Source organism: Mesorhizobium sp. CA13, assembly GCF_020165235.1.
Lineage (GTDB): Bacteria > Pseudomonadota > Alphaproteobacteria > Rhizobiales > Rhizobiaceae > Mesorhizobium.
The window spans coordinates 1-25,699 of the sequence record NZ_JAIUHS010000010.1 but is presented as its reverse complement, the minus strand read 5'-3'; the positions used below and the strand labels follow the sequence as shown (position 1 = coordinate 25,699).

The window sequence follows — 25,699 nt, the reverse complement described above, 5'->3', positions numbered from 1 at the left end:
CGTCACGCCATGAAGTCGATAGCCGCGCGTTATGATGGCAGTCCACCTTCCGCATCGGACCCGCGTGCACCCGACGCCGACTGCTCCAACAGCTCGGTCAGCATCCTGACGGCCTCCGTTAGATTGAGGACTTCGCACTCACGCAGTCGGTCGATCTTCTCATGCAGCAACTCTATCTCGAGCTCCGCCTTCACATTGATCCGGTAGTCGTTCTCCGCAGCCTTGCGATCGATGTCCTGCTGCCGGTTCTGGCTCATCATGAGGACCGGCGCGGCGTAGGCCGCCTGGAACGAAAGCGCGAGATTGAGAAGAATGAACGGATAGGGGTCCCAGCCCCTGATCGCGCCGACCAGATTGGCGGTTATCCAGACGAACAGGATCGCGCTCTGGACGATGATGAAACTCCACGATCCCATGACTGTGGCGACCGCGTCGGCTATCCTTTGCCCTGACGTCAGGCGCACAACCACCGGGGGCTCATCCATGTCCTGAAGGCGAAGTGAGCGGCGCGCTCGCCTGAGATCGGCGAGCAGGTCGTGCTCGGCCTGTTCCATGCCGTCTTGGTCTTGAGCCTTCTCTTCCACGTTCCCAGCACCGTTCCGCTTGGTTGCGCGGGCGGCGCGGCCAGCGCCTTGCCGCCTGCTGCTTGTGTCGTTTAGCCGTGGAGCTTCGCGGCGGTCTCCGCGATGGCGCGTCCCTGGTATCGGGCGCCGGCAAGCTCGTTCTCGCTCGGCTGTCGCTGCGCGTCCGTCCCGGCGATCGTTGTCGCGCCGTAAGGTGCGCCGCCGGTGATCTCGTCAACTTTCATCTGCCCGGCGAACCCGTAATTCAGCCCGACCACCGTCATACCGAAGTGGAGGAGGTTGGTGATGATGGTGAACAGGGTCGTCTCCTGGCCGCCGTGCTGCGTCGCCGACGAGGCGAAGGCGCCGCCTATCTTGCCATGGAGGGCTCCCTTCGCCCATAGGCCGCCAGCCTGGTCGAGGAAGCTTGCCATCTGGGACGACATCCTGCCGAAGCGCGTGCCTGTGCCTACGACGATGGCGTCGTAATCGGCGAGGTCGTCGATGCGGGCGACCGGGGCGGTCTGATCGAGCTTATAGTTGGCTGCCCTGGCGGCTTCCGGAGACAGAAGTTCAGGCACCCGCTTCACGTCCGCGGACGCCCCTGCCTCGCGCGCGCCCGCTGCGATTTCGTGTGCGAGCTTTTCGACGTGTCCATAGGAGGAGTAGTAGAGCACGAGTACTTTGGTCATGGGAGCCTTCATCAGTCGGGCGCGGGCCCGATTACACTTTGGGATATTTCGCTTCGCTCCCGCACACGGCATCGAAACGCATGGAGAACCTCCAGCGCGACGGCGGACGTTTGGGGTTGCGTTTTGCCAGCGTTAGGTTTCGCCGGGGGTGGGGTAAAGGTATTGTATCAATAACTCCGGGGAATGCCGCTGTCAGGGCGAGCCCTGGCCGGAGCCGCCCTAGGCAGCACGGAGCTCCCTGAGAAGGTAGTCGGTAAATGCCCGTGCGGAAGGCTTTATGGTCTTTCCGCTGACGAAGAGCGCATTGAGTTCCATCGAGCCGAAATCCCAGTCAGGCAGCACCCGTACGAGCTGCCCGGCCTCGAGCTCCGCCAGCGCGCTGCTTTCGCTTGATGTGGCGATCCCCAGCCCGGCGACGGCGCTTGCAGTGGCTCCTTCGTTGATGGTGATGGAGAGCTGGTTGTCAACGCGCACGGAGGTGACGCGGCCGTCCTTGCGGAAGGAGAAGGTCGGCGAGGGATGCGCCGGACTGATGATCACCGAGTGGTGCGCGAGGTCCGACGGCATCGTGGGCGTGCCGCGCTCCCGTAGGTAGTCCGGGGAGGCCGTGAGTATCCTCGGCTGGTGGATGAGTTTGCGCGCCGTCGCGCTCGAGTCGGGCAGGGCGCCGAACTGGAACGATACGTCGATGCCCTCGGTCACGAGGTCTGGGTAGCGGTCAGTCACCCGGAGCTCGATCTTCAGCGCCGGGTGCTGCTTCATGAACGCGGGAAGACGTGGGATGATTTCCCTGAGCCCGAGACTTATCGGCGTGCCGACGCGGAGCGAGCCGCGCAACTCTCCCGTTCCGCGCGCCTCGTGATCGGCCTCGTCGAGCGCCGCCAGGATCGCCTCAACGCGCGTCAGGTACATCGCGCCGGCGTCCGTCAGCGTCACCGCTCGCGTGGTGCGGCTGAAGAGTGTCGCGCCGACCTCCTCCTCGAGCGCGGCGATCAGCCGGGATGCCGACGGCTGCGACAGGCCGAGTTCTCGCCCAGCACGCGAGAAGTTGCCGACGCGCGCGGCGCGGACAAACAGTCTGAGTGCGGAGAGTCGGTCGTTCATCGCTCGGTACGCCCGTAGTGTGCTAGACGGAGGACGCGCGCGGTCAGGGTCGGGTCGACCGAGGCGGCGACCGCCACCGCAAGGGTGATGATCCTAAGCCCGCTGCGGTCGGCCGAAGCGAAAGTGGCCAACTGCGCTCTCGATCGTGGCTTTCCAGGCATTTGCCGGTCTCCTCAGCGGCTCAATCCAACCCAGTCAAACAGGTAGTGCCTATCGACTTCCAATATAATCGTATATTTGCGAGACATTACCTCTCAAAAAGTGAGAGATATTGTCTCTCGTGCGCCCGGCGCCGCTCTCCGGTGTCGGTGACGAGATCCCGCGAGCAGGACGTGGAAGGTTAGCCGCTCGGCACCTGGCACGTTGCGCGGCATCTCGATGGCTGCGAGAGGGAATGTGGCCTTCCCCTATCTCGATGCCTTCGACGAGGACGAGACGGGCGTGGCAGGCTTGAAGGTGCGCTGCCGTCGCGAAGGTCTAGGCGACATGGCCGTGAAGCACCGGCTCGAAGCTCTCTTGCAGGACTTCCATGCGCCGATCCGGGGAGCGCCGCACAATCTATGCCAGTGTTGCGGAATACTTGCTTGACCTTCTGCGCAAGCGGACCAGAAGGGCACAAGTCGTCACGCAGGCTCCCAAGAGGTCCGCGCGGGGTTGGGGCTGTTCCAACTCGACGAGGCGCCTGCGAGGCGGGAATGGGGTCGATTCCGTTCAGTGCTCAAGCGCCGAAATCGTCCGACCTCGAGGTCCCAGGGCGTTCATGTCGCGATCCATGTTACCCGGAACCTCCCGGATACGTTCGAGGTCTTGCTTTGGCGCGGCCATCACATTGACGCGCGACCCGTTCGCTGCAAAGATATTAAACACTTGTTTACCAAGCGTCGGTCAGCGCTGGCGATCGGAGGGGACGTGGAATCGTTTCTGGGTGCGAACCGCCTCAATTGGGATGATCGGGCCGAACTGCATTCGACGGACAAGACCGGCAGCTACCAGATCGAGAATGTGCTAGCAGGCGGATCCAATCTCTATGAGCTGGAAACGCGCGAGGTTGGCAATATTGCCGGCAAGGATATCATCCATCTGCAGTGTCACATTGGGCTCGACACGATCAGCTTGAAAAATCTTGGCGCGCGCAGCGTGACGGGCCTCGACTTTTCACCGACAGCCATCGCGGCCGCGCGGGATTTCGCTGCCAAGGCAGGCGCGGATGTGCGCTTCGTGGAAGCGCCACTGTTCGAGGCGGTCGAAGCGCTTGGCCGGACCTTTGACGTCGCTTACGTCACCTGGGGTTCGGTAAACTGGCTGGACGACGTCGGTCGATGGGCGCGAGTGGTTGCCGATCTCCTGCGACCCGGCGGCCGGCTCTATATGGCTGAGGGTCATCCCTTGATGTTCCAGTGTGATCGCAAGGCCGCGGTGCTGGAATTGAAGCACGACTGGCGAACCCCAATAGCTCAGCCGCTCGCCTGGAACGAAGAACTTACCTATACCGGCGACGACCGACGCTTGAAGCACCCCAGATACTACGAGTGGATCCATCCGATTAGTGACGTGGTGAACGCCCTGATTTCAGCTGGGCTCACACTCGATTTTCTGAATGAGCATGACATGGTCTCGTGGCAGCACTTTTCATTTGCCGTAAGGGCCGGCAAGGATATGTATGGCTTGCCAGAGAACTTTCCAAAGATCCCGATGGCCTATTCCATCGGCGCGACCAAGCGCAGTGTCGGCACGATCCCATATCTTGCTGCGCCTAAAGCGATGTGACGGCACCGGTCCGACTTAACCGCCTGTCGTCACCTGTGCTCATGATCCGTGCCGAGCTCACGGTCCTTGCAGGGACGTTTGCTGGCTAAGCGTAGCGCCTCTTCCGAGCACCGGCTCGTCGGAGCTTTGCATGTCCATCCGCCTCGATAGGGTGAACGGCCCACTTTGAGCGTCGCCGTCTGCTCATCTCGTGTATGGGCCAGCGTCGTGCGGCGCGGTGTCCAATGGATCGGCAGCAGCCTTGTTTAGCTGCGGCTTACCCTTTGTGCGGCGATTTTTTTCGTTCATTGCGGTCACGCCAACAAAGGTGGCGACGCTGGTCGACGAATCCCCTTCGATATCAGCGTCGTAAGGAGCGTGAAATTGTCGACCGGAGCCCATGCGAGCCCGCGATGAGATCAGCATGGGAAGTGCAAAGTTTTCAGGGCTGTGAAGTTCAAAATTAATTAATGAAAGCTAATGTTCCTGCACGGGTCGATATGAAAGCCTGAGCAACATAGGGAGTTTCACGCCAGTGGCTCTTTTCGGCGCTAGGTTGGCCGGGATGAAGGATGCCGTTTTTTCTTCGGTGAATATTCCCGCCGCCGTGGCAGTTTTGGTCATTGCCTTCAGCGCAGCGTATGCGGACCATCAAAACAAGATCGTCTCGGACCAAGTGGCCCGCGCGGACGTGCTGGCCAAGGTCAATCTGATCCGCGCCAAGCTGGAAGGAAACATCAACGGAAACCTTCAACTTGTGCATGGACTGGTCGCGACGATCGTAACTGAACCCTATATGGGACAACAGCGCTTTGCGTCCCTCGCCAGTAACCTGTTCGGCGAAAATTCGCAATTGAACAATATTGCCGGCGCGCCCGATCTGGTCGTCTCCTTGATGTACCCGCTGAAAGGCAACGAGAAAGCGATGGGGCTCGATTACCGCAAGGATGACTGGCAGCGCAAGGCCGCGCTCCGGGCGCGCGACGAGCGCAAGTTGATTCTTGCCGGTCCTGTCGACCTGAAGCAGGGAGGCCAAGGCTTCATCGGCCGTTTTCCTGTATTCGTGGCGAGTGCGGGCAACAGTGAAAGGTTTTGGGGCATCATATCCGCCGTCGTCGACGTGCAGCGTCTGTATAAGGCGAGCGGCCTGCTCGACGACAATTTGGGAATCGATATCGCGCTCATCGGTAAAGATGCGCTTGGCCCAGGCGGAGTTCAATTCTTCGGCTCCGAGGACGTCCGCAAAGACGATCCAGTGACGGCCGAAGTTCTGCTACCGTCCGGTTCGTGGCAGATCGCAGCCATCCCCAAGAACGGCTGGCCCTCGACGCCCAGCAACGCCTGGGTCTTGCGCGCCATTATGGCGGCGGCCGGGGCTTTGGTCGTGATCCCATTCCTGGTAGCGGGTCGGCTGATCGGCGAGAGGCAGCGCAATTACGCCGAACTGCATCGCTTGTCGAGACGACTGGAACTTGCCTTGGAGGCGTCAGCGATCGGCGTTTGGGAACACGATCTCGCGACCAACGACCTGTCATGGGACGATCGTGTCAACGAAATATACGGCAGACCCAGCGATGGGGGTCCTCGCGGCTATTCGGATTGGGCGGGCGCGATTCACCCCCTGGATCTGGCCCGCGCCAACGCAGATTTCGACAGTGCCGTCGCCAGCCGCGGAACATACTCGTCGGAGTACCGGATTATTCGTCCGGATGGTGAAATTCGTTATGTCCGGTCCAGGGCCACCACGTACGAGGCGCCAAACGAGACGCCCAAGATGATTGGCGCGGAATGGGACGTGACGGCCGACGTCCTGTTAAACAGCGACCTGGTTCGCGCACGACAGCTGTCTGAGTCGAAAAATGCCGAACTTGAGGCGACCAAGGTGCGCATAGAGCATATTGCGCTCCACGATTCGCTGACCGGTTTGGCCAACCGTCGTTACCTCGACCAAGTGCTGAAAGAGTACACGGCAAACGCCAGGCGCGACCGCGCGCATGTGGGCCTGCTTCACATCGACCTCGACCGCTTCAAGCACATCAACGATACGCTTGGCCACGCGGCGGGCGACGCGATGCTGGTTCACGCGTCTACAGTGCTGCGATCCACGGTGGAAGAGGGGGGATTTGTCGCTCGAATCGGCGGCGACGAATTCGTGGTCCTGTGCACCGTGCAGGATATCAAGAGATTGGCACTGCTGGCTGAAAACATCATCAGCCAGATGAGCGAACCTGTCTATTACCACGGCCACCGCTGCCGTTTTGGGGCTAGCGTGGGGATTGCGGTCGACAACGAAAATGACATCGAAGCCAAGCACCTGTTGGTGAATGCTGACATTGCGCTTTACCAGGCAAAGACGCGTGGGCGCAATCGATACGAATTCTTCACCGAGGCGATGCAAAGCGAAATCGTCGACACAAAGCGGATTGCCGACGAAATTCTCGGCGGCCTTGAGCGCAACGAGTTCGTAGCTTTCTACCAGCCCCAGTTTAGCGCAAAAACCCTCGAGATTGTCGGCGTCGAGGCGCTCGCACGTTGGAGACACCCAAAGCAAGGCATTCTAGCGCCTGATGTCTTCCTGAGAGTTGCTGATGAGTTGAATGTCGTCTCCATGATCGATCGGGCGATACTCAATCAGTCACTTTCCGATTTTGCGGAGTGGTCGACCGCGAACCTCGATGTGCCGCGCGTTTCGGTCAATGTTTCCGGGCGACGTCTTCAGGATGAAGACCTTATAAAGAGCTTAAGAGAGCTAAACATCAAGCCGAGAACGATTTCATTCGAACTTGTCGAGTCTATTTTCCTCGATGGCAGCGATGATTTGATCACTTGGAATGTCAATCAACTAAAAGAACTCGGAATCGATATAGAAATAGATGATTTCGGGACCGGTTATGCTTCGATAGTCAGCCTGCTCAAGCTACATCCTCGCCGATTGAAGATAGATCGGCAGTTGATCATCCCAATTGTCAAATCGCCGCAACGAAGGCAGATCGTTTCGTCGATCATTGAAATCGGCAAGTCCTTGGGTATCGAGATTATTGCAGAAGGTGTCGAGACGATGGAGCACGCACGGATACTCGAAGGTCTGGGATGCGACATACTGCAAGGCTATGCTTTCGGCCATGCGTTGGATTCGGAGGGACTAAAGCGCTTTGTTCAATCTCGGCGCCTGCGCGCCGTCAGCTAAGTGTCAGAGCCGGTGTTCGACTGGGCGATTGGCGGGAGGGGTAGCGAGAAGGACTGCCTCGCTAAGGCGCAGGAGGAGGGGCCTTGGAGTCTGTTTGACAATTGTGCACATGGCGAGGGCTCATCGCCGTCGCCGCCATAACGCTCCACAAGTTTTGCGAATCCGTGGCGAAGGCAAAAAGGACCACCAGGATAATCGCTATTCGAACGGCCATATGGCACTATAGCAGGGATCCCATATAGTCGATGCAGTTCAGCTAGCATCACTGCCCTACTGACGGACGCACGATAGATCACCCTGGGTGCAACCATCAGGGCTTAGCCCATCCCCGGAATAGGACTAGGGAGACCGTTTTTCCAAATCGCGAGCCTTACGAATGGACGTGATGAGCTCGCCGACACGGTCTGCCGGCCCGACCGGTGCCTTTGTGCGGCCCCGAGCGAGCGAGCCCCCAACCGCTTATCATAAATGCGCGTCAGCAGTTCGCAGGCCACTTTGGCGCGCTGCCGAGTACGGCCAACAAGGGAACAGCCTCCCAATCTCGCAGGCGCGTTGTTGAGACAGTGGAACCTGGCCTTGACCTGACCTTTCATGGTCCACAACGGGAGACAGGTGCCCTTGGTTCGAGCTTGGGTGGGCAAGTGGTTAACGCCGCCCGGGCTTTATCGGTCCTGCGCTGTCCTACCAAGGACCATACGACGTGTGCCAGGCGAGCTCGCACGGTGGGATTTCGGTTCTGGAGGTTCTTTTGACGCAGCACCGGCGATTGTCTCGTCCGCTCTCATACCGGCAAACGAGGTCGCGAACATCTCTATCCCATCGAGACGTTCCGTTCAGCTCCCGGGAGCCGACCCTCATCTGCGGTCGCGGCCTCAAAGGGCGGTGCAAGCATTGTCCGACAGCATTTGTCCGGCCAATGCGGCAAGGGAGACTTGCACGGCTCCCTCTTGGTCGGCGCTTGGGCCTCCCAAGTGGGTTTCAGGGGACGCCCGCGCACTGGCCATTCGAGCGAACCGGACGGGTTGGTCCGCCTTCGTGTTGGTACTTTCTAGGCCTCCGGTGCTTCCAACGCATACCCGCCCAGCCTCACGGTGCGTATAACATCATGGTGTGGAGACTGTTTGATCGATCTTCTTAGCCGGCTGATATGAACGTCGACCGTGCGCGGGCCGACATAGACATTGCCGGGCCAAGCGGCCTCGATCAGTTCTTCGCGGCTCAGCACTTTCCCCGGGTTTTCGAGCATATGACGCAGCATGTTGAACTCAATCGGCCCGAGTTGGATTTCCCTGCCGTTGCAACGCACGTGATGCGTATCGATCTGCATTTCGATGTCGCCATGGTTCAGCGACAGACTGCTTTCCGGCCGCGATCCGTTGTGTCGCTCGAATCCAAGCCTGGAATTCAGGAAATCCAGCAGCTTGCCTGGCGCCAGAGGCCTGACGAAACCTTCGTCTATACCGGCCTTCAGCAATGCGATGTGTTGGGTCTCTGCACCGGGCGCGATCAGCGCGACCACGGGCAGGGTGCTGGTGCGGGCATCCTGTCTGAGCCGGCCGCAGCCGCTGGCCATCTGGTTGTCAGGCCCGCAGTCCAGCACCACTGCACCAATCGGCATTGCGGCAGCCAAGTCCAGGACTTCACCGATGTCGCTGGCTAGCGCACTGGTGAAACCATCCACGACAAGAATGTGACTGAGGACCAGATAGAATTCGGCGTCATGGGAGCATATGACGATCAATGGCTTCATGGCCTCGCTCACGTTTCGGCAGGCGGTACAGCCGGTCGTCTCGCGCGCACTTCTTCATTCGGCCAGTTGCCTGGGTGCGGGAGCATTCGGCAGCCTCCTTGATCTGGCAGCACCTGCTGCCCACTCAGATCGACTCAGTTGATGACGGGCAACTGCTCTGGAGAGAGATCGCTCAAGAACTCGATGCCCTCGTCGCGAACAAAGATGACCTCCTCGAACTGAAAGACGGCGCCGTCGATCTCCAGCTTGGGTTCCAGGTGCAGGATCATGCCTGGTCTTATGATTTCTGGACTGCCCTTGGAGAGGGATGGAGGCTCGGTCACGTCCAGTCCTCCTCCGTGTCCGATGCGGGAAACAAGCCCATAGGCCGGCGGCAGGCCGGCGTCGCTCCACAGTTGTTCAAAGGCACGGAAAACGTCGCCGCACGTCATTCCGGGCCGAACGCCATTGGCGAGGGCGCATGTCAGTGCGCGAGTGCTTTCATAGGCGTCGATCTCCCACCCTTCAGGCGGACCACCGCGGGCGATGCGATTTCTGTCCGCCGGATAGCCGCCATAGGTGGAACGAAAATCCGTCCAGACATATTGGCCGGCCTTCAACGCCTCGAGGCCGGGTGGGCGGCCGTAATTGAACTCACCCCTGCAGAACGTCATGGCGATTGGATCGGCCCGCTCGGCGCCATTCATGATGATGCGCGCCTGGATCTCCCGACAAAGCTCGATCTCGGTAATGCCAAGACGCGCCTGCGAAACGGCGCCGTCGAACGCTGCATTGACGATCTCGAACGAGACGCGCTTGAGACCTGCTTCGAATGCCGATTTGATCATGCGTGTTCGCCACAGCAAATCGGTTGCGCTCTCCAAACTATCCCCTTGCGCCCGCAAACCATCGACGACCTCCAGCGAGCCGCGACCAGCCATATCCTGTCCGTAGTCGATTGCGGCTCGTCGCATGCAGGCCGGATCACGAGCGCGAACTTCGTCGACGATGGTGCGTGCGCCTTCCGCAAGATATCCTGAGTAGTAGACAATCGAAAAAGGTCGTTGTCGCGCTTCGAGGTTTCTGGATTCGATCTTGTTGGCGATGACGAGAATCTCGTCCTGGTCGATCACCAGGAACAAGGGGCGCGAGTGATAGCCCCAGGACAATGTTCTGTAGTCGGTAAAATACTCGACATTTTTTTGATCGGTGAGCACCAGGACGTCAATATCATCGTGTGCCATCTCACGTCGCACCGCAGCCAGCCGCGTGGCCAGCTCGGTCACAGGCACATCGGGTGATGGTGAGACTGGAAGCATGATTGTCCGCTCCTGGATTTCCAACACTGTTTTGGCGCCAGTCGCCCCGGCCCGGTGCTATTTTCCCCGCCTGGGGGCCTTTTGAGCGGCATCGAGTTCCACAACGCAGGCCAGCCGGTCGAAAGGAGATTCGGTTACTCCGAACACTGAGAAGGATTCCTCGCTCGTGCTCAGTCGATACAGGCGACGCAGCGTTGGGTATCCGTTCGGAATGGAGAAGGTCTGCTGCGCGTCCTCCGAGGCCAGTGCGGCATCGATCAGCAGTTTGGTCTTGGTGAATTGGGTTCCGTGATCGCGCAATACGTCGCTGATGAATTTCTCTCTAAACTCCTCGAGCACCTGATCGCTCACCGAGTGAGGCAGATAGGATGTGTCGTACATGATGGGCGTATCGTCGGCAAAGATCACCTTGCGCACGCACAACATCAGCCCGGTTGGCGGTTCGAGCACATCGAAGGCTGGATCGTGTATTTTTTCCCGCGTCAACGAGATGAGGTGAATGGAGGGCTTCAGGCCAAGCCGTAACGCGTCGTCATAGGAGGTAAGAGAAAAATCGAGATCGCGAATGAACCTTCGTTGCTCTCTGACAAAGGTTCCCAGCCCACGCACCGATCTCAGGATCCCGGCGGACTGCAGATCGCGTAGCGCCCGCTTGACCGTGATTTTGCTGACGCCAAAATCCTCTGCCAGGCTGGCGGCGGAGGGCAAGGATTGACCAATGCCGTACTCTGCACTGCGCACACGACGCGTGATCTCCTGCCGCACGGTCTCATGTAAAGCAGTCCCGATCTGTCCAGCCATTCCTCACTCCGCAAAGTATACCAGGAATACCTACCGCACCGGCTGAAGAATGTCCATCCCTCCTTCGTTCGTTCATGGTCGTTTAACAGGGCTCAAACATTTCCTTCATAAAATCTTGACATACCTGGTATACCTGGTCTATCACCTCGTCATCAACGAGGAATATCACATGGCCAGCAAGGTTGGACTGCTCAGGACAATGGCCGCCGCGGCGACCGCTTTTGCCATCCTGCTTATCAGCGCAGCCTCGTTGCGAGCCGAAACGACCGGGCAGCGGGTGTTGCGGCAAGGCAAGATCGCCATTGGCATATCCAATGGCGCGCCCTGGGGTTTTCGCGGCGTGGACGGTGAGCCCGAGGGCTTTCATCCGGACCTGATCAAGGCGGCTTTCAAGGACCTCGGTGTCAACCAGGTGGAACTGGTGGTCACCGAGTTCGGTGCCTTGATACCTGGGCTGATGGCGCAGCGCTTCGATGCCATTGCAGCCGGCCTTTACATTACCCCAGAGCGGTGTGAACTCGTCGCCTTCAGCGACCCCGACCTGAAGCTTGCCGACGCTGCCCTGGTCGCCAAGGGCAACCCGAAGAATGTTCACAGTTACGCGCAGATCGCGGCGAACCCCGAGATAAAATTTGGCGTGGGGCGGGGCAGCGCGACGGCCAAGAACGCCGCCGCCGCCGGCGTTGCCGATATCAACATGCTGCTGTTCCCGGACATCCAGTCGAATGTGTCGGCCTTGCTCACCGGCAGGATCGATGTCGCCGCGTTCTCGGCGGCGACGGTTGCGCGCATCCTGTCCGACAACAATGTCCAGGGTATCGAACGCGCATTGCCTTTCGAGGGCCTGCAAGACCGGGGGAAGGAACGCTACGGTTATTCAGCGATTGCCTTTCGCAAGGAGGATGGCGATCTTCGCGACATGTACAATTCCCGTCTGAAGCTACTGAAAAGCGACGGCAGGTTGGCAAGCATCATGGCGAAGAATGGCTTCAGTGATCAGGAAGCCGCGCCGGGTCTGACCAGCGAGCAGATCTGCGCCGGGCAGGACTGAGCGGCGTCGAAATGGAGTAGCCGCGATGGAGAGGCTGTCGGCTGGATCAGCGGCGACCGCCAGGCCGCAGGGCGCGGCAATCAGGCTCTCAGGATGCGGGACGGCCAAGAGCGAGGATGTTCAGGCGTGAGCATTGTTGAGATATTCGTGGGAATTCTCGCAGGGTTCCGCACTACGGCAACGGTCACCACATTGGGTTTACTGTTTGCCGTGCCATTCGCCTTGATCTTCGGCGTGGCGCAGTACTTGACAAGGGGCCTAGCCCGGGTCGCCGTCAGCGCGGTCATCGAGTTCTGGCGCAGTTCGGCGGTGATCATACTGCTCTTCGTCTTCTACTACGTGCTGCCGATCATCGGCATTCAGCTGTCAGCGACCGTCGTCAGCGCGATGGTGCTGGGACTGAATGCGGGAGGATATGGGAGCCAGGCCGTCAGAGCGGGCCTCCAGTCGCTCGATCGAGGACAGATCGAAGCTGCTGCTGCGCTGGGCCTGCGGCGGCGACATGTGCTGGCGCTGATCGAGTTGCCTCAGGCCCTGATCAGGATGGCGCCGACCTTCATAAACCAGTTCATCCAGCTGATTAAGGGAACGGCCCTGGTTTCGCTTGTCACCCTGACGGACATGACCTTTCGGGCAAAGGAGATCGCCGAGCTCGAATACAATCCCGTCGGCGTCTACACATCGCTTCTACTCGCCTATTTCGTGGTCTGCTATCCTGTCGCATTGTTTGGCCGTTGGGTCGAGCATCGGACAGGCGTCGGCGCGAGGTTGACAAATGAACTTTAACCTCGAATTCGCCGTCTCGACCGTTCCCACGATCCTGAGCGTGATGGGAACCACGATCGGCATTGCGTTGGCCGGTTGCGCCGGCGCCTCGGTCCTGGGCTTCTGCTTTGAGATCACACGGCGAGCGGCATCCGCGCCCGGCTATCTGATGCGCTTCGTGATTGACTTCATTCGCTCCACGCCGGTGCTGGCATGGCTCTATTTTCTCTACTTCGTCCTGCCGCACTACGGTGTCACGCTGCCCGCGCTGCTTGTCGGCATATTGGGCCTGAGCGTCTATTTCAGCGGCTATCTCGCCGAGGTCTTCAAGGCTGGCATCGACGCCATCCCCCAAGGCCAGGCTGAAGCCGCCAAAGCCTTGGGGTTGCGGCGGACCGACGTCGTGTTGTTCATCCTGGCTCCCCAGATGCTGCGCAACGTCGCTGCCCCGGTCGGGAACTATTTCGTCTCGATCCTGAAGGCAACGCCCTACCTGGCCGTGATCGCCGTCCCGGAAATGCTGGGCAAGGCGTTCGATATCGCCTCCGACACCTACCGTTACGCCGAACCCCTGACCGTCGTCGGCCTCGTCTTTCTTCTCCTGGCGCTGACGATCGCGCGGCTGGTGACGTTGGTTGAACGCAAGCTGCTGGAGCCAGCAAAACGATGAATGAGGCGCCACGCACCATGCGCCAAGCTGGTTGTGCAGCCATAGAGGTCGGGCAAGCCGGCACCGCGCCTGCCGGGCAAGCGCCAGCCCTGGAAACGGTTGGGCTCAACAAATGGTTCGGCGGCTTCCACGCTTTGAAAGACATCGATCTTGCAGTGGCGCAGGGCGCCCGGATCGTGATCTGCGGCCCGTCCGGATCGGGAAAGTCGACGTTCGTCAGATGCCTGAACGGGTTGGAAACGTTCCAGCAAGGCGTCGTTCGTGTCGATGGCGACGAACTGAGCCGGGAGCCCAAGCGGTTGCAGCGATTGCGGCGCGGAATCGGGATGGTGTTTCAACAGTTCAATCTGTTTCCGCATCTGACTGTCATGGCCAACTGCACCTTGGCTTTGAGGCGCGTGCTTGGCAAATCGAAGACCGAGGCGGCAGGGATGGCGCTTCATTATCTCGAACGGTTCGGGGTAGCCGACCAGGCGCACAAATATCCCGCCCAGCTGTCAGGCGGCCAGCAGCAGCGCGTCGCGATAGCCCGTGCCCTGAGCATGCATCCCAAGATCATGCTGTTTGACGAGCCGACATCGTCGCTCGATCCCGAGATGGTCAAGGAAGTGCTCGATGTCATGGTCGAGCTCGCCAGTGATGGCATCACGATGCTTTGCGTGACGCACGAAATGGGCTTTGCACGTGAGGTCGCCGATCACGTGGTGTTCATGGACCAGGGGCGCGTCATCGAGACCGCATCACCGGCCACCTTCTTCTCCGCGCCAAGGCAGGAGCGGACGCGGCGCTTCCTGGACACAATGCTTCGCTGAAATGGAGTGGGTGGAATATGACCGGTCAGACGCGCATCTGGACCCCGATCGACTATGATGCCGACGGCAAGCAGTCGGACTGTCTGCGGCTACCGCATTCGAGCGACCTGTCCGCCTATGGCTGGGTGGCCATCCCGCTGGCCTGCATCAAGAACGGCAGCGGCCCGACGGCGCTGCTCATAGCCGGCAATCATGGAGACGAGTACGAGGGCCAGATCGCGCTTTGCAAACTGGCACGGGAGATCCGGCACGACCAGGTTTCTGGGCGGCTTATCATCCTACCGGGCCTCAACTCTCCGGCCGTGGCTGCTGGCCGCCGCGTTTCGCCGCTCGATGAGGGCAATCTCAATCGGTCGTTTCCAGGAGATGCCGCGGGCTCGCCGACGCAGATGATCGCCCACTACGTCTGCCAGGTGCTGATCCCGATGGCCGACATTGTGGTTGATCTTCACTCCGGGGGACGTTCCCTCGACTATGCGGTGAGCGCGCTGGTGCGGCCAGGTCGGACCGTCGAGGAACATGAAAAGCTGCTGCGCCTGCTGCGCCTGTTCGGCGCCCCGATCAGCTTTGTCAGTGACGGGACTGGCGGTGGCGGACTGACCACCCTGGCAGCGGCTGCGCAGCAACAGGGCGCGCTTGTGCTAACGACGGAGCTTGGCGGTGGTGCGACCTTGCGCAAAGAAGGATTGGCGCTCGCCGAAGCTGGATTGAAGCGCCTCCTGAAGGACCAGGGCATTCTGCGCGATCTCGCGACAGAACCGGCTTCGCCGACGCGGTTCATGACGGTCAAGGGCCATGACGCGTTCGTCTACGCCCACAGCCGGGGCATTTTCGAACCGGCCGCCGACATTGGTGATGAGGTGGTTGGCGGCCAGATCGCCGGGCACATCCACTTTCCGGATCTGCCGACGCGCGAGCCGGAAACCCTGTTCTTCGCAACGTCAGGGCTGGTCGCGTGTCGCAGGGCACCGTCGCTCACCGAGCGTGGCGATTGCCTGTTCAAGGTGATGGAAGATATCGATATCGGGCCAGATCGGGCATCGCATGCCTAGTTCAGGCCGCAGGCTCAATCCGCGCGTGAGCGGCCTGCGCTGTATTCGTTGCCGGTGCGTTTTTCCCGTCGCGGACTACTTTGAAGGGTGCCCGAGCTGCTTCAGCCGCAATATGCCGGCGAGCCTGGCGACCGAGTATGAGGCGTTTCCCAATTCGCTTGAGCACGTCGCCGACTGGCAGATCTACTCGGACTGCCCAACACTGGGGGAGGGCAACACACCTTTAGTTCGGCTGGATGGGCTTGCCGAAGAGCTCGGCGTGCGCGCGCTCCATCTCAAGAACGAGGGCACCAATCCGACGGGGTCGCACAAGGACCGCATGAGCAGATTTGTCGTGCAGCGTGCCTTGCAGATCGGCGCCTCGACGGTTGCCGCGGCCTCCAGCGGCAATGCCGGCGTCTCTCTGGCCGCCTACGCGGCTCACGCCGGGCTGAATTGCGTGATCGTCACCACGCCCGACATGAACCCGAACTGGCGACGAGCAATCGAGATGCATGGAGCGACCTTGCTGGCTGCGCCCACGCCGCAACGCCGCTGGCAGGTGCTCGCCGAGAAGATCCGCGCCGGCGAATGGTACCCGGCCACCAACTTCATCCTTCCGGCAGTGGGAAGCAATCCGTTCGGTGTGGATGGCTACAGGGCGCTTGCGTTCGAGCTCTTTCTCCAGCTTGGGCCCGAGGCAGGCACCGATATCGTCGTTCCGACATCAAGAGCGGATCTGCTTTGGGGCATCGCGCGCGGCTATCGCGATCTGGAGACGGCAGGGTTCATCGACAAACGGCCCCGCATCCATGCGGTCGAGCCCTTCGGACGCATTTCACGGGTGCTTGCAGGGGCTGATTATCGCGGCCATTTCGAAGGCCATTCGGCCTTGACTTCAATTGGCGGTTCGACGGTGACCTATCAGGCCCTCGAGGCGATTGCCTCTGGCGGAGGGTCGGCGGTCGTGGTTGAAGACGAAATGACGTGCGCCGATCAAAAGCGGCTGGCGCGCTGCGGCGTTTATCTGGAACTGTCGAGCGCGGCGGCTTTGACCGGCCTGCGCAAGCTCGTCTGCGAAGGCTCGGCTGGCCCGGATGCCGTGGTCGTGTTGGTCGGCACCTCGAGCGGCTTTTCCGAATACCAGGCCTTCTCACATCCGATTACCCCGATAGAGTAACGGTCCGCGCTTTGGTCCATCGGTCTTGCGAGGCGTCGACAGCTTTGCAAATGGCAGGCGCTGGCATCGCCCACGGGGTACAACCCGGTCGGCCATGACGCGGGACCGTTACCCCCAAGGCAGTCCATATGCGACTGGCGGTTTTGGATCGTCGATTGCCAAACTTAGCATCGGGAGCCGGGTTGCCGACACATGTCGTTGATGATCCACGAGCCTATCTGAAGCTCGGTGTTGCAAGCCCAAGATTTCCGCAATAGGAAGGGGATCGAGGGGCAATACAGGCAATACAGGAGTCACAATTGGATAAGATCGAGAGCGGCGAGCTCATCAGTTTGACTGCCGACGTCGTGGCCGCTTACGTTCAAAACAATCCGCTGCCGACAACGGGCTTGCCCGATCTGATCACCAGCGTGCATGCGGCGCTGTCGAAGCTGAAGCAGCCGACGGTCGCACCTAAGCCCGAACTCATTCCCGCCGTAAATCCAAAGAAGTCCGTGTTTCCCGACTACATCATTAGTCTGGAAAACGGCCGAAAATTCAAGTCGATGAGACGTCACCTCGGCCTGCTTGGCATGACCCCCGAGGCATATAGAGCCAAATGGGGCTTGGCCAAAGATTATCCGATGGTGGCGCCAAGCTATGCCGCGCAACGGTCAGCCTTGGCGAAAGCGAGCGGGCTCGGCCGCAAGGCGGCTCCTCCAGCAAAAGCGGTGAGAGCGAAGCGCAAGGCAAACGCATAGCCCGGCGGGCTGCTCAACGTTCAGCGGCAATACCGCAGTATCCGTCAGCGGCGACACCTGCGGCCGCGGGTGGTCATCCACCCGACAGTCGCAGATTGCTCCAACAGTATGCCGACAGCGGTTCGATGCAGATGCACCCGGTTCAAGACGCGTGAGCGTGGGCAACCGGTTCAGCTCTAAGGCATGTGAGCAGGGGAGCAACCTCTCGCTCCTTAAGCAACGTTATGGACTGGATGACTTGCCCGAGCCTAGCCTGCGAAAGCGTGTCGCGGCCGAGGTCGTACAGCTTCTGCTCGACGGCTGATCGGTCCATGGGATTGCCGGCATCGCCCAAGGGCCGCGGCACATCTGCGACACGTTCGCGCCCGTCAATAACCATCGTAACCCGCGCCGGGGTACGCCGCGGGAAGATAGCGGACAGTTCGTCGGGATAGCGGAGTTCGACTTTCGCCGCGAGTGCCACCACGTCGGGGTCGCGAAGCGAGCAGGGCCGCAAGGGGCGGAAAGCCTCGGCGCCTCGCAATGCGGCAAGTGCCGCGGCAAAGGGCACGGAAAACTGTCCGCCTTCCAGCGAATTCGGCGCGATTTCGTTGGGCAGCTTTCGCGCTTCGGGAAAAATTTCGACGACAAGGCGTTCGATCGGCTCGCCATGGCTACGATCTCCAACCAGCGTGAGCACCGCATCGATAACCGGATGCGTGTAGCGGCAGGCGGCATAGGGTTTGAGATAGGTCTCGGCGATCAACCAGCGACTGCCAAGGTCGGCGGTGATGGCGCCGACGTTATAGGCATGGGGACGGTCCAGCATGTCGACCGATCCGCTCATACCGACCCCGGCCCGTTCGACGGCGAACAGGGCTGTGACGGTCGACCAGGGGCTGCTGCCCTTGACTGAACTCGCTTGGCAATCTCCCTGCGGCAGGTTTTGCGGCGCTTCGGCACCTGCAATGGCGATTGCGTGTGCAATCTGGTCGGCTTGCATCCTGCGAAGCCAGCCGATTGCGGCCGCGACGCCAAAGCCGGTCCATTGACCACTGGCAAAGCTCATGGTGTCGGTGAAGCACCGGGCGGCGGCGATGCGCAACGCAACATCATAGCCAAGGGCCGTAGCAGTGAGCACATCATGGCCATCGCTGCGGAGGCGCGCTGCCTCCATCAGCACGGCAGGAACAATGGCCGCGCCGGGATGACCCGCTGCAAGGCAATGGCCGTCATCGATGTCGAGGGAACTTGCCGCCGCGCAATTGGCAAACAGGGCGGCCAGCGGATGCAACCCGGCCTCGGCGAACCAGGCATGGGCTGAACCCGGCCCGAGGCAGGTCCGCGCGGCGGCGCGAGAGAGCCGCGCATTTTCGGTCGGCACGCCGCCGACAAGTGCTGCGATCGTGTCGAGAATGGCACGCTCGGTCTTCTCAACCACCGAATCCGGGAGATCCTGGTAGCCGGCGGTGCAGGCAAATTCGGCCAATTGTTGCGTCACAAACTGCATAGCGTCCCTCCCGATTTGATATACCTAGTATACCTTAGCGGTTGGAATGAAAAGACCGCGCTTTGCAAAATTGCCTCAGCCGAGGTCGAGCCGGATGTGCGCGGTGAGGATGTTTTGATCGCCGATCGGGCCATGGAAGATCTCTCCGGTGTCGCTGAAACCCGCTTTGAGATACACCGACTTCGCCGCCGCGTTGCGGCCGTTGACCGCAAGCATCAGCTGTCTGACGTCGGGGCGCTGCCGCCGCAGCCAGGAGGTCGCGAGATCCACGCCGGCCCGGCCATAGCCCTTGCCCTGCAAAGCGCGGCAGATGCGGAAACTGTGCAAGGTGATTGCATCTGCCGGCGCCCACGGCGGCAATGCCTGCTTCTCGCGCAGGATGAAGAAGCCGACCGTTTTCCTGGAGGCGACAATTGCAAAGGGGTGTTCGAGCTCTGGATGGCGGCTGTTTTGCAGCTGGTCGAAAACGACGTCTACCGATCCAGCGAACTGTTCCTGTTCGGGGTCGAGCACCAGCTTCTTGATGGCGGCCCGACCGCAGACCCCTACGCGACGCAGGCTGACGCCGCTCAGGCGGGACTTGATCGGCGGCGAGTTCGCAAATGCTGCCTCCGCGGATTTCGATTGTGTCGGCACAGGCTTCTTTTTCTCAGATAGCCGGGCCAGCGGAGGGGTGGGCTGCATCCACAGCATGACTGAGCGCGTGCTCAGCTCGAGATTGGCGCCATTGCATCCAAACAATCCCGCAGCTGGCGCAGGCAAACAGGCCGGCAAGACCGATGAAGATGTGGCGAGCAGGAACACCCGGCATAAGACTGGGCAGAAGATAAATCAGGACTGCCACAAGTCCGATCGCGGCGTCGATATTGCTGCGGACGCGGCCAACCATCCCGCTTGGCGTTGCCTTGAGTATCGTCACGTCGCTGCCGGCACGAACCATCATGAAGGACAGGCCGATGAGACCCTGCCAAAGCACAGCCGCGGCCAGGGTTCGGGAGGTCGAGAAGGCAGCGGTGGCGCCGGCGAGCAGTAGGGTTCCCGTACCAATGAGGAGCCTTTCCCTCGCCATGCCGGAAAGCCAAGCGAGGCTTAGGCTTCCGATCAAACCACCGCCTGAATACATAGCGGCAAGCCATCCATAGTGGCTGGAGGGAAGCTTCAGCTCATAGCGTGCGAAGCCGGCCAAAAGCGCGTTAGATGAATGCGCCGATGCGTAGACCAGCAACAGGGCAACGCCCGCCAATCTCAGACGAGGACTTGCCACGGTCTCGCGAAGACCTGCGATCAAGTCCCGCGCGTGCAGACCGGGATGCATCGTGCCGGTGGCATCCTTGTCATCGAGAAGGCTGGCGAACACGGCAGCCAGAATGGACGAGGCCGCGCAAACGGTCAGGCCGCCGGTCACGCCGACAAGCCCGAGGCAGAGCCCAGCAATTGCCGCGCCGACAATGTTGCCGATCTGGCTGGAGAAAATGCCGGCGGACACGACGCGCATCAGCGCCCGTGCGCCGGCCAGCTGTATCAGCCCCTGGCTGCTGGGATAGGAGAGCAGTGAACCGACAGAGATGAAGCAGGCGGTGGCGTAAAGCAGGGAGATCGGCGTGTGTTGAGGAGAATAGGTCCAGGTGACCAAGGCTAGCAGGCCCACACCGGCGCCATGGACAGTCTCGCCAATCACGAACACCCTCCGCCGGCGCGAGCGGTCGATCAGCGGCCCGAGCAACGGTCCCATCGTGAAAGCCAGCAATTGCCAGCAGATCAAGACCCTCCCGACCGAAGCGATTTCGCCGGTGATCTGCAGCGCGAGCCAGGAGACCAGGACAATATACATGCTGCGTGCGCACTGCATGGCGAGAAGCATGGCGTAGATCGGCAGGGTGGACTGGGTCCGGCACAGCACCCTGGGATAAAGAGATTTAGGTGCCTGACTAAGAAATTTCATGGCGCAGCTCCTTGATCGCCTGGACGGTCCGCCGCCCATGTTCGCTGCCGGTTGCGTGCACACGCCCGTCACGCGCCTGAACTAGCCACTTGCCCGATCGTCTGCGGGCTTGCGAGACCGTTTACAAAGTGTGCGTTAGGCTCCCGCTAGTCGTGCCGGTCGCGGGGCCTGGGCAAGTACCTCGTCCAGCGTCCTGCGTCTCCACGCAAAGCGCGACCATGCCGACATCAGCTCGGTTGGTGCACCCACCGTGACGGGACTGGCTGGGGATGGGCCCGGCCACCCGGCAATGGTCTCCAGCCATTGCTGGTCGTAGACGGTTTCGACATACCGGTGTCCCTCGTCGGGGAACATCACCACCACCGTCTTGTCGGGGTTGTTGCGCGACCACCACTCGGCGACCCTGTAGGCCGCGCCGCTGGTCGGCCCCATGAAAAGCCCATGTTCACGATGCAGCTGATGGGTCGCGTGAAAGACCTCTGCCGGGGTGAGCCAGTGCACCTCGTCAAATTGGCTGTGATCGACATTGCCGGGAAGGATGTTGCCGCCAAGGCCACTGAGATTGAGCTTGCCACTGGGCTGGCCGAACAGCACGCTGCCCGGCGTGTCGACGCCGATGGCGTGCAGGTCGGGAAACAGCGTCCTCAGGTAGCGGGATGTCCCACTCATGGAACCACCCGATCCGACCGGACCAACCAGACAGTCCAGCTTTCCGACCCGGTCTATCAACTGTTCGGCAACCTTGCCGTAGGAGAGCGAGTTGTCGCGATTGTAGTACTGCGAGGGCCAATAGCTGCCCCGAATGTCGCGCAGATACACATGCAGGCGATCGAGCCGCGACTGCTGCAGCCCGCCGCAGGGCGCCGGACTATCCACAATCGTCACCTCGGCGCCCAGTTCGACGAGGCGTTGATGGAGATGGCGATCGAGCGCCCAGTCGCTGACCAGGATCAGCCGGTAGCCCTGCTGAACCGCCAGCATGGCCAGGGCCAGGCCAAAGGTTCCCGACGAAGATTCGCAGATTGTCGCTCCCGGTCTCAAACGCCCCTGATCCACGGCCCGTTCGAGCATGAACCGGGCTGGCAGGAGCTTCATGAGAAAGAAACTCGCGCCAAAGAGATTTGCGCTAAGCGGAACGAGGCGCGGCCCCTCGAAATCCTCCAGTTTGCGCATCAGCGTATGGATCGACATCAAGCTGCTCCGGGCATCAGTGGCGGAAGATTGCCGGCTCGAAACCGGAGGATCGTAACGCATCTGACGCGCCGTCGATGTTCATGGGCGCGTTCGGATCGAGTGCATCGAACATCAACCCGACGACGGTGCCGCTATGGGCGACCTGGACGCCTATGGCATTGAACCGGCCGCCTATGGTTTCGATCTCGTCCAGCCCTGGCTTTGGCAAGAAGCGCTCGTTGATCCGCGCGCTTGCGGTCGCAACCCTGCCAAGCATGCGCGCGTCAGCGTGCCTGATGGCTGATCGCAGCAGACTGCGCAGCGGCCGAAAGGTCTCGATCTCCAGGGCATCATAGCGCGCCGGCTCGTAGGCGAGCGTATCGACCGTCACCTCCGGCGTCGTATCGATGCTGATCAGATCGATGGGCGGCAGCGGCCGGCGGAACGCTTCCATGACGATTCCTTCACGATGCGCAAACAGCACGGCCAGCCGTTTGAACAGGGTGGAGTCGCAGGCCGTTTCCGCGCTGACTGCGATGCGCATGACTTCGTCCGACGCCGCCTCGATCTGGAGGCAATCCAGCACCGCCTGGATGCTCGCCAGGACGTCAGCCGTTGACGATCCCATGCCGCGGCCGACGGGGATGTTGCTGTCTATGACGAGCTCGCCGCCAGTTCCGGGGCGAGCGAACCGTGCGATCGTCAATTCGGCGGCGCGCCTTGCCTTCTCGCATGAGCCCGGCAGGACATCGACGTGATCGCTGTCGCTTGTGTTGAAGCGGGCCCTGGATTTCAGCTGACGGCAGGGCAGCGAGACCAGCGCGCGTCGCAGGCGGGCGCCATTGTCTTCGAACAGGCCTTGGACCAGCTCGCCATGGTGGCCGATGGCCACGCCACATCCCGCCCTCGCTGGCATGAACATTCCCTCGCGAAACAACGTATTAGTTGATACTGATGTAAGTCAAAGCGTATGCTGTCAGGAGGGGGTGCATGGCGCAACGGTAAACATAACAATCTTTTGTGCTATATACATCGCGCCCGCTTTAATCTATTATTGGCTGACGTTATACATCGGCGCAAAGGCGCCAATCCCAAAAGATCTGCATGAGGGAGCGGTCGTCACCGGCGACACTTGGAACGGAACTGGAGGGATGATCAGGATGGCGTGCGCGCCAGCGCATATCCGGCGAGCCTGACGGTACGGATCGCGGCGGCGCGCGAGCACTGGCTGAGCAGCTTTCGCAGCTGACTGATGTGGACATCGACCGTGCGCGCGCTAACGCCGCGGCTGCTGGCCCAGGCAACGCCAATCAGCTCGTCGCGGCTGAGCACCTTCTCCGGGTTCTCCAGCATGTGGCGCAGCAACTTGAACTCGATCGGTCCGAGCGCGATCGCCTTGCCGCCGCAGCGAACGCGATGCGTGTCGAGCCGCATTTCGACATCGCGGTATATGAGCGGTTTGGCGCCCTCGGGCGCTGATCCCAGCCCCTGGCCGATGGCGAGGCGCGAGCGCAGGTACTGGAGCAGCTTGGCCGGCGCGAAGGGCCGGATAAAGCACTCGTCGACGCCGGACTGCAAGAGCTGGATGTGCTGCGCCTCCGCGCTGGCGTGGACCAGCGCCACACAGGGGAGGGCGCCCGCGGGAGCCTGCTGCTTGATCCGGGCACTCTGTGCCGCCAGATGATTGCCGACCCGACAGTCCAGCAACACCGCCTGGAGCGGCCTTTCGGAGGCAAGGGACAGCACGTCCTTGATGGAGGAGGCCAAGGTGCAGGCAAAACCGTCGACCTCCAGGATGTGGCTGAGGAGCAGATAGAAATCCGCATCCTGCGAGCAGATCGCGATCAATGGCTTCATGGGCAGCTCAGAGTTTTGGCTGCGTTCCAGGTCGGTTGCGCGGATCGGTTCCGTCGCGACGCAATCAAGAATGGCAGATCGGGTCAGGGATGACAACAAAGCCGCGGTGACTGCTCGGATCAGTCAGCCGCTGTCAGCGAAGTGTCTTGCGCCGGCTTTTCTGCGCGGCCATCTGAATTTGTGGAGCGAATCTACTCATGCTAGAATCTGACCCAGCCGGCGCCCCGACAGCCTGCTCCCTATGTTGAAACCTGCTTCTAGCACGCTTCTAGCCCCCAAGTTGACAACCCTCGAACCGGCCAGGATGAAGACCAGCATCAATCATTTACCGGAGCACAAGCAGGAAGAGCTGGCCCGCGTGGTCGAAATACTGCATGCCGAGTTCGAGGACGCGCTGGCCGAAAGCAGCGCGGACTGGAAGAAGAGCGGCCGTATCCTGAAGATTATCCTGTTCGGCTCCTATGCCCGCGGCGACTGGGTGGACGAGCCGCTGACGATGAAGGGATATCGCAGTGATTTCGATCTGTTGGTGGTCGTCAACAACAACAAGCTGTCCGACTTCGCCTACTGGTACAAGGCCAAGGATCGGCTGGAACGCGACCGCGCCATCAAGACACCGACCAGCTTCATCGTGCACAGCCGCCGCTTCGTGAACACGGCGCTACGCCAGGGGCAGTACTTTTTCACCGACATTCGCCACGATGGCATTGTCCTCTACGAACTTGATGAAGAGCCACTGGCCGAACCCAAGCCGCTTACGCCGGAAGCGGTGTATGAGACGGCCAAAGAACATTTTGAATCCCGCTTTGCCGGGGCCAAAGTGTTTGCTAAGGGGGCTCAGTTCTATCTGACCGAGGGCGATTACAACCATTCTGCGTTTGAGCTGCACCAGGCGATAGAGCATGCCTACGCAACATTGCTGCTGGTACTCACTAACTACAGCCCACCTTCCCACAAACTGAGTTTTCTCAGAGGACTGGCCGAGGATCAGGATCGACGGTTATCAGAGGTGTGGCCCCGAGAACAGCAGCGTCATCGCGCTTGGTTCAACACTTTAAACGAGGCGTATGTGAAGGCCCGCTACTCTAAATACTACGCTATCAGTGATGAGGCTCTCGTCTGGCTAGGTGGGCGCACGGCAGAACTCCACAAATGCGCCGAAGAGATTTGCCTGGAATATTTAGCAAGAATGAGGGAAGCAGCAGGCGGCTAACAATTATTTTGTAAACTCCTACGGCGATCCCAAAAGGCGTCCGAGAAGTTTGCTGAATCGACAGTCCGCTTAATGCCTCCTCTCAGCCGTTCGATGCATTGAGTGAGCAGCCTGGAAGCGGCCGTTCGAAGAGGTCGCCTCTGCTCCAAAGAATGGCTCGTCAGACAGAGAAGGCTCTCCTGAAGCATAGCAATCAATCGCGATTTCAGATGATCCGAACTCTAAATTGCTCCGAAGGCAGAGGTCGGTGGTTCGAATCCCGCTCTCTCCGCCAGTTTATCAACAAAATCAATAACTTAGAGCGAATTTTAGAACTTACCCGCCAAAAAGCCCATCATGCAGGGCGCTATTGATTTAGACAGCATGCGACGGCATGAGGCATCCAGCCGGGGTGGAGGCTGTCCTTCGCGTCGTCCGTACCGAGTGGAGGCACGCGGACGCTGGAAGCGGTCACCATGCTTTCGCGGCGACGTCTGGGTAATTCGCATTACCCCCGAGGCCGGAACAGTCAAAACCAACGAGGCTCGCGAGATACCCCTTCACCAGCAGGTGATCGACTGGGCTGCTGCCGGTTTCGTGGACACCGAGATAAGGTGTTTGACGGAACTGGAGAGTGGGAATGCAAAGAAGGAAGT

Annotated in this window: 24 protein-coding genes; 11 read left to right on the top strand and 13 right to left on the bottom strand. The window is 60.5% G+C overall.

The genetic code is table 11. The features are described 5' to 3' along the window. Positions 1-29: 29 nt before the first annotated feature. From LB566_RS21295 to LB566_RS21285, 3 genes are all read right to left on the bottom strand, one after another. Positions 30-584, bottom strand: coding sequence for a DUF1003 domain-containing protein (locus LB566_RS21295; protein WP_140551806.1), 555 nt, complete (start codon positions 582-584; stop codon positions 30-32). 71 nt (positions 585-655) lie between these two features. Then, positions 656-1,255, bottom strand: a complete 600-nt coding sequence (gene wrbA / locus LB566_RS21290) for an NAD(P)H:quinone oxidoreductase (protein ID WP_140551805.1) — start codon at positions 1,253-1,255, stop codon at positions 656-658. Between the two features lie 219 nt (positions 1,256-1,474). Further along, positions 1,475-2,359, bottom strand: coding sequence for a LysR family transcriptional regulator (locus LB566_RS21285; RefSeq protein ID WP_224626780.1), 885 nt, complete (start codon positions 2,357-2,359; stop codon positions 1,475-1,477). A 378-nt stretch (positions 2,360-2,737) separates the two neighbouring features. Here LB566_RS21285 and LB566_RS21280 point away from each other — a divergent pair, with 378 nt between their 5' ends. From LB566_RS21280 to LB566_RS21270, 3 genes are all read left to right on the top strand, one after another. Then, positions 2,738-2,947 carry a hypothetical protein gene (locus LB566_RS21280; protein ID WP_224626778.1) on the top strand — a complete coding sequence of 70 codons (210 nt, stop codon included), beginning with the start codon at positions 2,738-2,740 and terminating at the stop codon, positions 2,945-2,947. A 321-nt stretch (positions 2,948-3,268) separates the two neighbouring features. Next, positions 3,269-4,126, top strand: coding sequence for a class I SAM-dependent methyltransferase (locus LB566_RS21275; protein ID WP_224626776.1), 858 nt, complete (start codon positions 3,269-3,271; stop codon positions 4,124-4,126). 544 nt (positions 4,127-4,670) lie between these two features. Next, positions 4,671-7,292 carry an EAL domain-containing protein gene (locus LB566_RS21270; protein ID WP_224626774.1) on the top strand — a complete coding sequence of 874 codons (2,622 nt, stop codon included), beginning with the start codon at positions 4,671-4,673 and terminating at the stop codon, positions 7,290-7,292. A 1,048-nt stretch (positions 7,293-8,340) separates the two neighbouring features. Here the strand turns inward: LB566_RS21270 and LB566_RS21265 are convergent. The 3 genes from LB566_RS21265 to LB566_RS21255 all read right to left on the bottom strand — a co-directional run bounded on the left by LB566_RS21265 (position 8,341) and on the right by LB566_RS21255 (position 11,141). Then, entirely contained in the window at positions 8,341-9,042 is a 702-nt protein-coding gene (locus LB566_RS21265) for a winged-helix domain-containing protein (RefSeq protein ID WP_224626771.1), read from the bottom strand. A 134-nt stretch (positions 9,043-9,176) separates the two neighbouring features. Continuing rightward, positions 9,177-10,340 carry a M24 family metallopeptidase gene (locus tag LB566_RS21260; protein ID WP_224626770.1) on the bottom strand — a complete coding sequence of 388 codons (1,164 nt, stop codon included), beginning with the start codon at positions 10,338-10,340 and terminating at the stop codon, positions 9,177-9,179. Positions 10,341-10,397: 57 nt separating this feature from the next. Further along, positions 10,398-11,141, bottom strand: coding sequence for a GntR family transcriptional regulator (locus LB566_RS21255; protein WP_224626757.1), 744 nt, complete (start codon positions 11,139-11,141; stop codon positions 10,398-10,400). A 115-nt stretch (positions 11,142-11,256) separates the two neighbouring features. Between LB566_RS21255 and ehuB the strand changes: the two genes are divergently transcribed. The 7 genes from ehuB (at position 11,257) to LB566_RS21220 (ending at position 17,390) form a co-directional block, all read left to right on the top strand. Next, positions 11,257-12,192, top strand: a complete 936-nt coding sequence (ehuB, locus tag LB566_RS21250; protein WP_224626754.1) for an ectoine/hydroxyectoine ABC transporter substrate-binding protein EhuB — start codon at positions 11,257-11,259, stop codon at positions 12,190-12,192. A 126-nt stretch (positions 12,193-12,318) separates the two neighbouring features. Further along, the gene (locus LB566_RS21245) at positions 12,319-12,978 is read left to right on the top strand and encodes an amino acid ABC transporter permease (protein WP_224626751.1); all 660 of its coding nucleotides are present in this window, start codon (positions 12,319-12,321) and stop codon (positions 12,976-12,978) included. Next, positions 12,968-13,627 carry an amino acid ABC transporter permease gene (locus LB566_RS21240; protein WP_224626748.1) on the top strand — a complete coding sequence of 220 codons (660 nt, stop codon included), beginning with the start codon at positions 12,968-12,970 and terminating at the stop codon, positions 13,625-13,627. The genes LB566_RS21245 and LB566_RS21240 overlap by 11 nt, the downstream gene beginning before the upstream one ends. After that, a complete protein-coding gene (locus tag LB566_RS21235) occupies positions 13,624-14,439 on the top strand; it encodes an amino acid ABC transporter ATP-binding protein (protein WP_224626745.1) in 816 nt (271 codons plus the stop codon). The genes LB566_RS21240 and LB566_RS21235 overlap by 4 nt, the downstream gene beginning before the upstream one ends. Before the next feature lie 17 nt (positions 14,440-14,456). Next, complete coding sequence (locus LB566_RS21230; RefSeq protein WP_224626742.1) at positions 14,457-15,491, top strand: succinylglutamate desuccinylase/aspartoacylase family protein; 1,035 nt, start codon at positions 14,457-14,459, stop codon at positions 15,489-15,491. Positions 15,492-15,603: 112 nt separating this feature from the next. Next, positions 15,604-16,650, top strand: a complete 1,047-nt coding sequence (locus LB566_RS21225) for a pyridoxal-phosphate dependent enzyme (protein WP_224626739.1) — start codon at positions 15,604-15,606, stop codon at positions 16,648-16,650. 299 nt (positions 16,651-16,949) lie between these two features. Then, a complete protein-coding gene (locus LB566_RS21220) occupies positions 16,950-17,390 on the top strand; it encodes a MucR family transcriptional regulator (RefSeq protein ID WP_224626737.1) in 441 nt (146 codons plus the stop codon). A 142-nt stretch (positions 17,391-17,532) separates the two neighbouring features. Here the strand turns inward: LB566_RS21220 and LB566_RS21215 are convergent, their stop codons facing one another. The 6 genes from LB566_RS21215 to LB566_RS21190 form a co-directional block, all read right to left on the bottom strand. Continuing rightward, positions 17,533-18,879: an MmgE/PrpD family protein gene (locus tag LB566_RS21215; RefSeq protein ID WP_224626734.1), complete on the bottom strand. Its 1,347-nt coding sequence runs from the start codon at positions 18,877-18,879 to the stop codon at positions 17,533-17,535. A gap of 75 nt (positions 18,880-18,954) precedes the next feature. After that, positions 18,955-19,572 carry a GNAT family N-acetyltransferase gene (locus tag LB566_RS21210; protein ID WP_224626732.1) on the bottom strand — a complete coding sequence of 206 codons (618 nt, stop codon included), beginning with the start codon at positions 19,570-19,572 and terminating at the stop codon, positions 18,955-18,957. Next, positions 19,529-20,821, bottom strand: a complete 1,293-nt coding sequence (locus LB566_RS21205; RefSeq protein WP_224626729.1) for an MFS transporter — start codon at positions 20,819-20,821, stop codon at positions 19,529-19,531. Before LB566_RS21205 ends, LB566_RS21210 begins: the two co-directional genes overlap by 44 nt. 135 nt (positions 20,822-20,956) lie before the next feature. After that, the gene (locus tag LB566_RS21200; protein ID WP_224626725.1) at positions 20,957-22,012 is read right to left on the bottom strand and encodes a pyridoxal-phosphate dependent enzyme; all 1,056 of its coding nucleotides are present in this window, start codon (positions 22,010-22,012) and stop codon (positions 20,957-20,959) included. Positions 22,013-22,028: 16 nt separating this feature from the next. After that, on the bottom strand, positions 22,029-22,910 hold the full coding sequence (locus tag LB566_RS21195) for a GHMP kinase (protein ID WP_224626723.1): 882 nt from the start codon (positions 22,908-22,910) through the stop codon (positions 22,029-22,031). A 239-nt stretch (positions 22,911-23,149) separates the two neighbouring features. Continuing rightward, a complete protein-coding gene (locus LB566_RS21190; RefSeq protein ID WP_224626719.1) occupies positions 23,150-23,851 on the bottom strand; it encodes a response regulator transcription factor in 702 nt (233 codons plus the stop codon). 304 nt (positions 23,852-24,155) lie between these two features. Here LB566_RS21190 and LB566_RS21185 point away from each other — a divergent pair, with 304 nt between their 5' ends. Further along, positions 24,156-25,064 (top strand): nucleotidyltransferase and HEPN domain-containing protein, encoded by a 909-nt coding sequence (locus LB566_RS21185; protein WP_224626716.1) that lies wholly within the window; start codon positions 24,156-24,158, stop codon positions 25,062-25,064. 450 nt (positions 25,065-25,514) lie between these two features. Here the strand turns inward: LB566_RS21185 and LB566_RS21180 are convergent. After that, positions 25,515-25,699 (bottom strand): hypothetical protein (locus LB566_RS21180; protein ID WP_224626713.1); only part of this gene is annotated, 185 nt, incomplete at its 5' end.

What these genes read in the sequence shown, in the direction of transcription:
- LB566_RS21280 (WP_224626778.1), top strand. Translation starts at nt 2,738, where the DNA reads ATGGCTGCGAGAGGGAATGTGGCCTTCCCCTATCTCGATGCCTTCGAC.
- LB566_RS21215 (WP_224626734.1), bottom strand. Translation starts at nt 18,879, where the DNA reads ATGCAGTTTGTGACGCAACAATTGGCCGAATTTGCCTGCACCGCCGGC.
- LB566_RS21240 (WP_224626748.1), top strand. Translation starts at nt 12,968, where the DNA reads ATGAACTTTAACCTCGAATTCGCCGTCTCGACCGTTCCCACGATCCTG.
- LB566_RS21225 (WP_224626739.1), top strand. Translation starts at nt 15,604, where the DNA reads ATGCCGGCGAGCCTGGCGACCGAGTATGAGGCGTTTCCCAATTCGCTT.
- LB566_RS21230 (WP_224626742.1), top strand. Translation starts at nt 14,457, where the DNA reads ATGACCGGTCAGACGCGCATCTGGACCCCGATCGACTATGATGCCGAC.
- LB566_RS21235 (WP_224626745.1), top strand. Translation starts at nt 13,624, where the DNA reads ATGAATGAGGCGCCACGCACCATGCGCCAAGCTGGTTGTGCAGCCATA.
- wrbA (WP_140551805.1), bottom strand. Translation starts at nt 1,255, where the DNA reads ATGACCAAAGTACTCGTGCTCTACTACTCCTCCTATGGACACGTCGAA.
- LB566_RS21210 (WP_224626732.1), bottom strand. Translation starts at nt 19,572, where the DNA reads ATGCTGTGGATGCAGCCCACCCCTCCGCTGGCCCGGCTATCTGAGAAA.
- LB566_RS21255 (WP_224626757.1), bottom strand. Translation starts at nt 11,141, where the DNA reads ATGGCTGGACAGATCGGGACTGCTTTACATGAGACCGTGCGGCAGGAG.
- LB566_RS21195 (WP_224626723.1), bottom strand. Translation starts at nt 22,910, where the DNA reads ATGCCAGCGAGGGCGGGATGTGGCGTGGCCATCGGCCACCATGGCGAG.
- LB566_RS21185 (WP_224626716.1), top strand. Translation starts at nt 24,156, where the DNA reads ATGAAGACCAGCATCAATCATTTACCGGAGCACAAGCAGGAAGAGCTG.
- LB566_RS21190 (WP_224626719.1), bottom strand. Translation starts at nt 23,851, where the DNA reads ATGAAGCCATTGATCGCGATCTGCTCGCAGGATGCGGATTTCTATCTG.
- LB566_RS21265 (WP_224626771.1), bottom strand. Translation starts at nt 9,042, where the DNA reads ATGAAGCCATTGATCGTCATATGCTCCCATGACGCCGAATTCTATCTG.
- LB566_RS21270 (WP_224626774.1), top strand. Translation starts at nt 4,671, where the DNA reads ATGAAGGATGCCGTTTTTTCTTCGGTGAATATTCCCGCCGCCGTGGCA.
- LB566_RS21260 (WP_224626770.1), bottom strand. Translation starts at nt 10,340, where the DNA reads ATGCTTCCAGTCTCACCATCACCCGATGTGCCTGTGACCGAGCTGGCC.
- LB566_RS21285 (WP_224626780.1), bottom strand. Translation starts at nt 2,359, where the DNA reads ATGAACGACCGACTCTCCGCACTCAGACTGTTTGTCCGCGCCGCGCGC.
- LB566_RS21205 (WP_224626729.1), bottom strand. Translation starts at nt 20,821, where the DNA reads ATGAAATTTCTTAGTCAGGCACCTAAATCTCTTTATCCCAGGGTGCTG.
- LB566_RS21200 (WP_224626725.1), bottom strand. Translation starts at nt 22,012, where the DNA reads ATGTCGATCCATACGCTGATGCGCAAACTGGAGGATTTCGAGGGGCCG.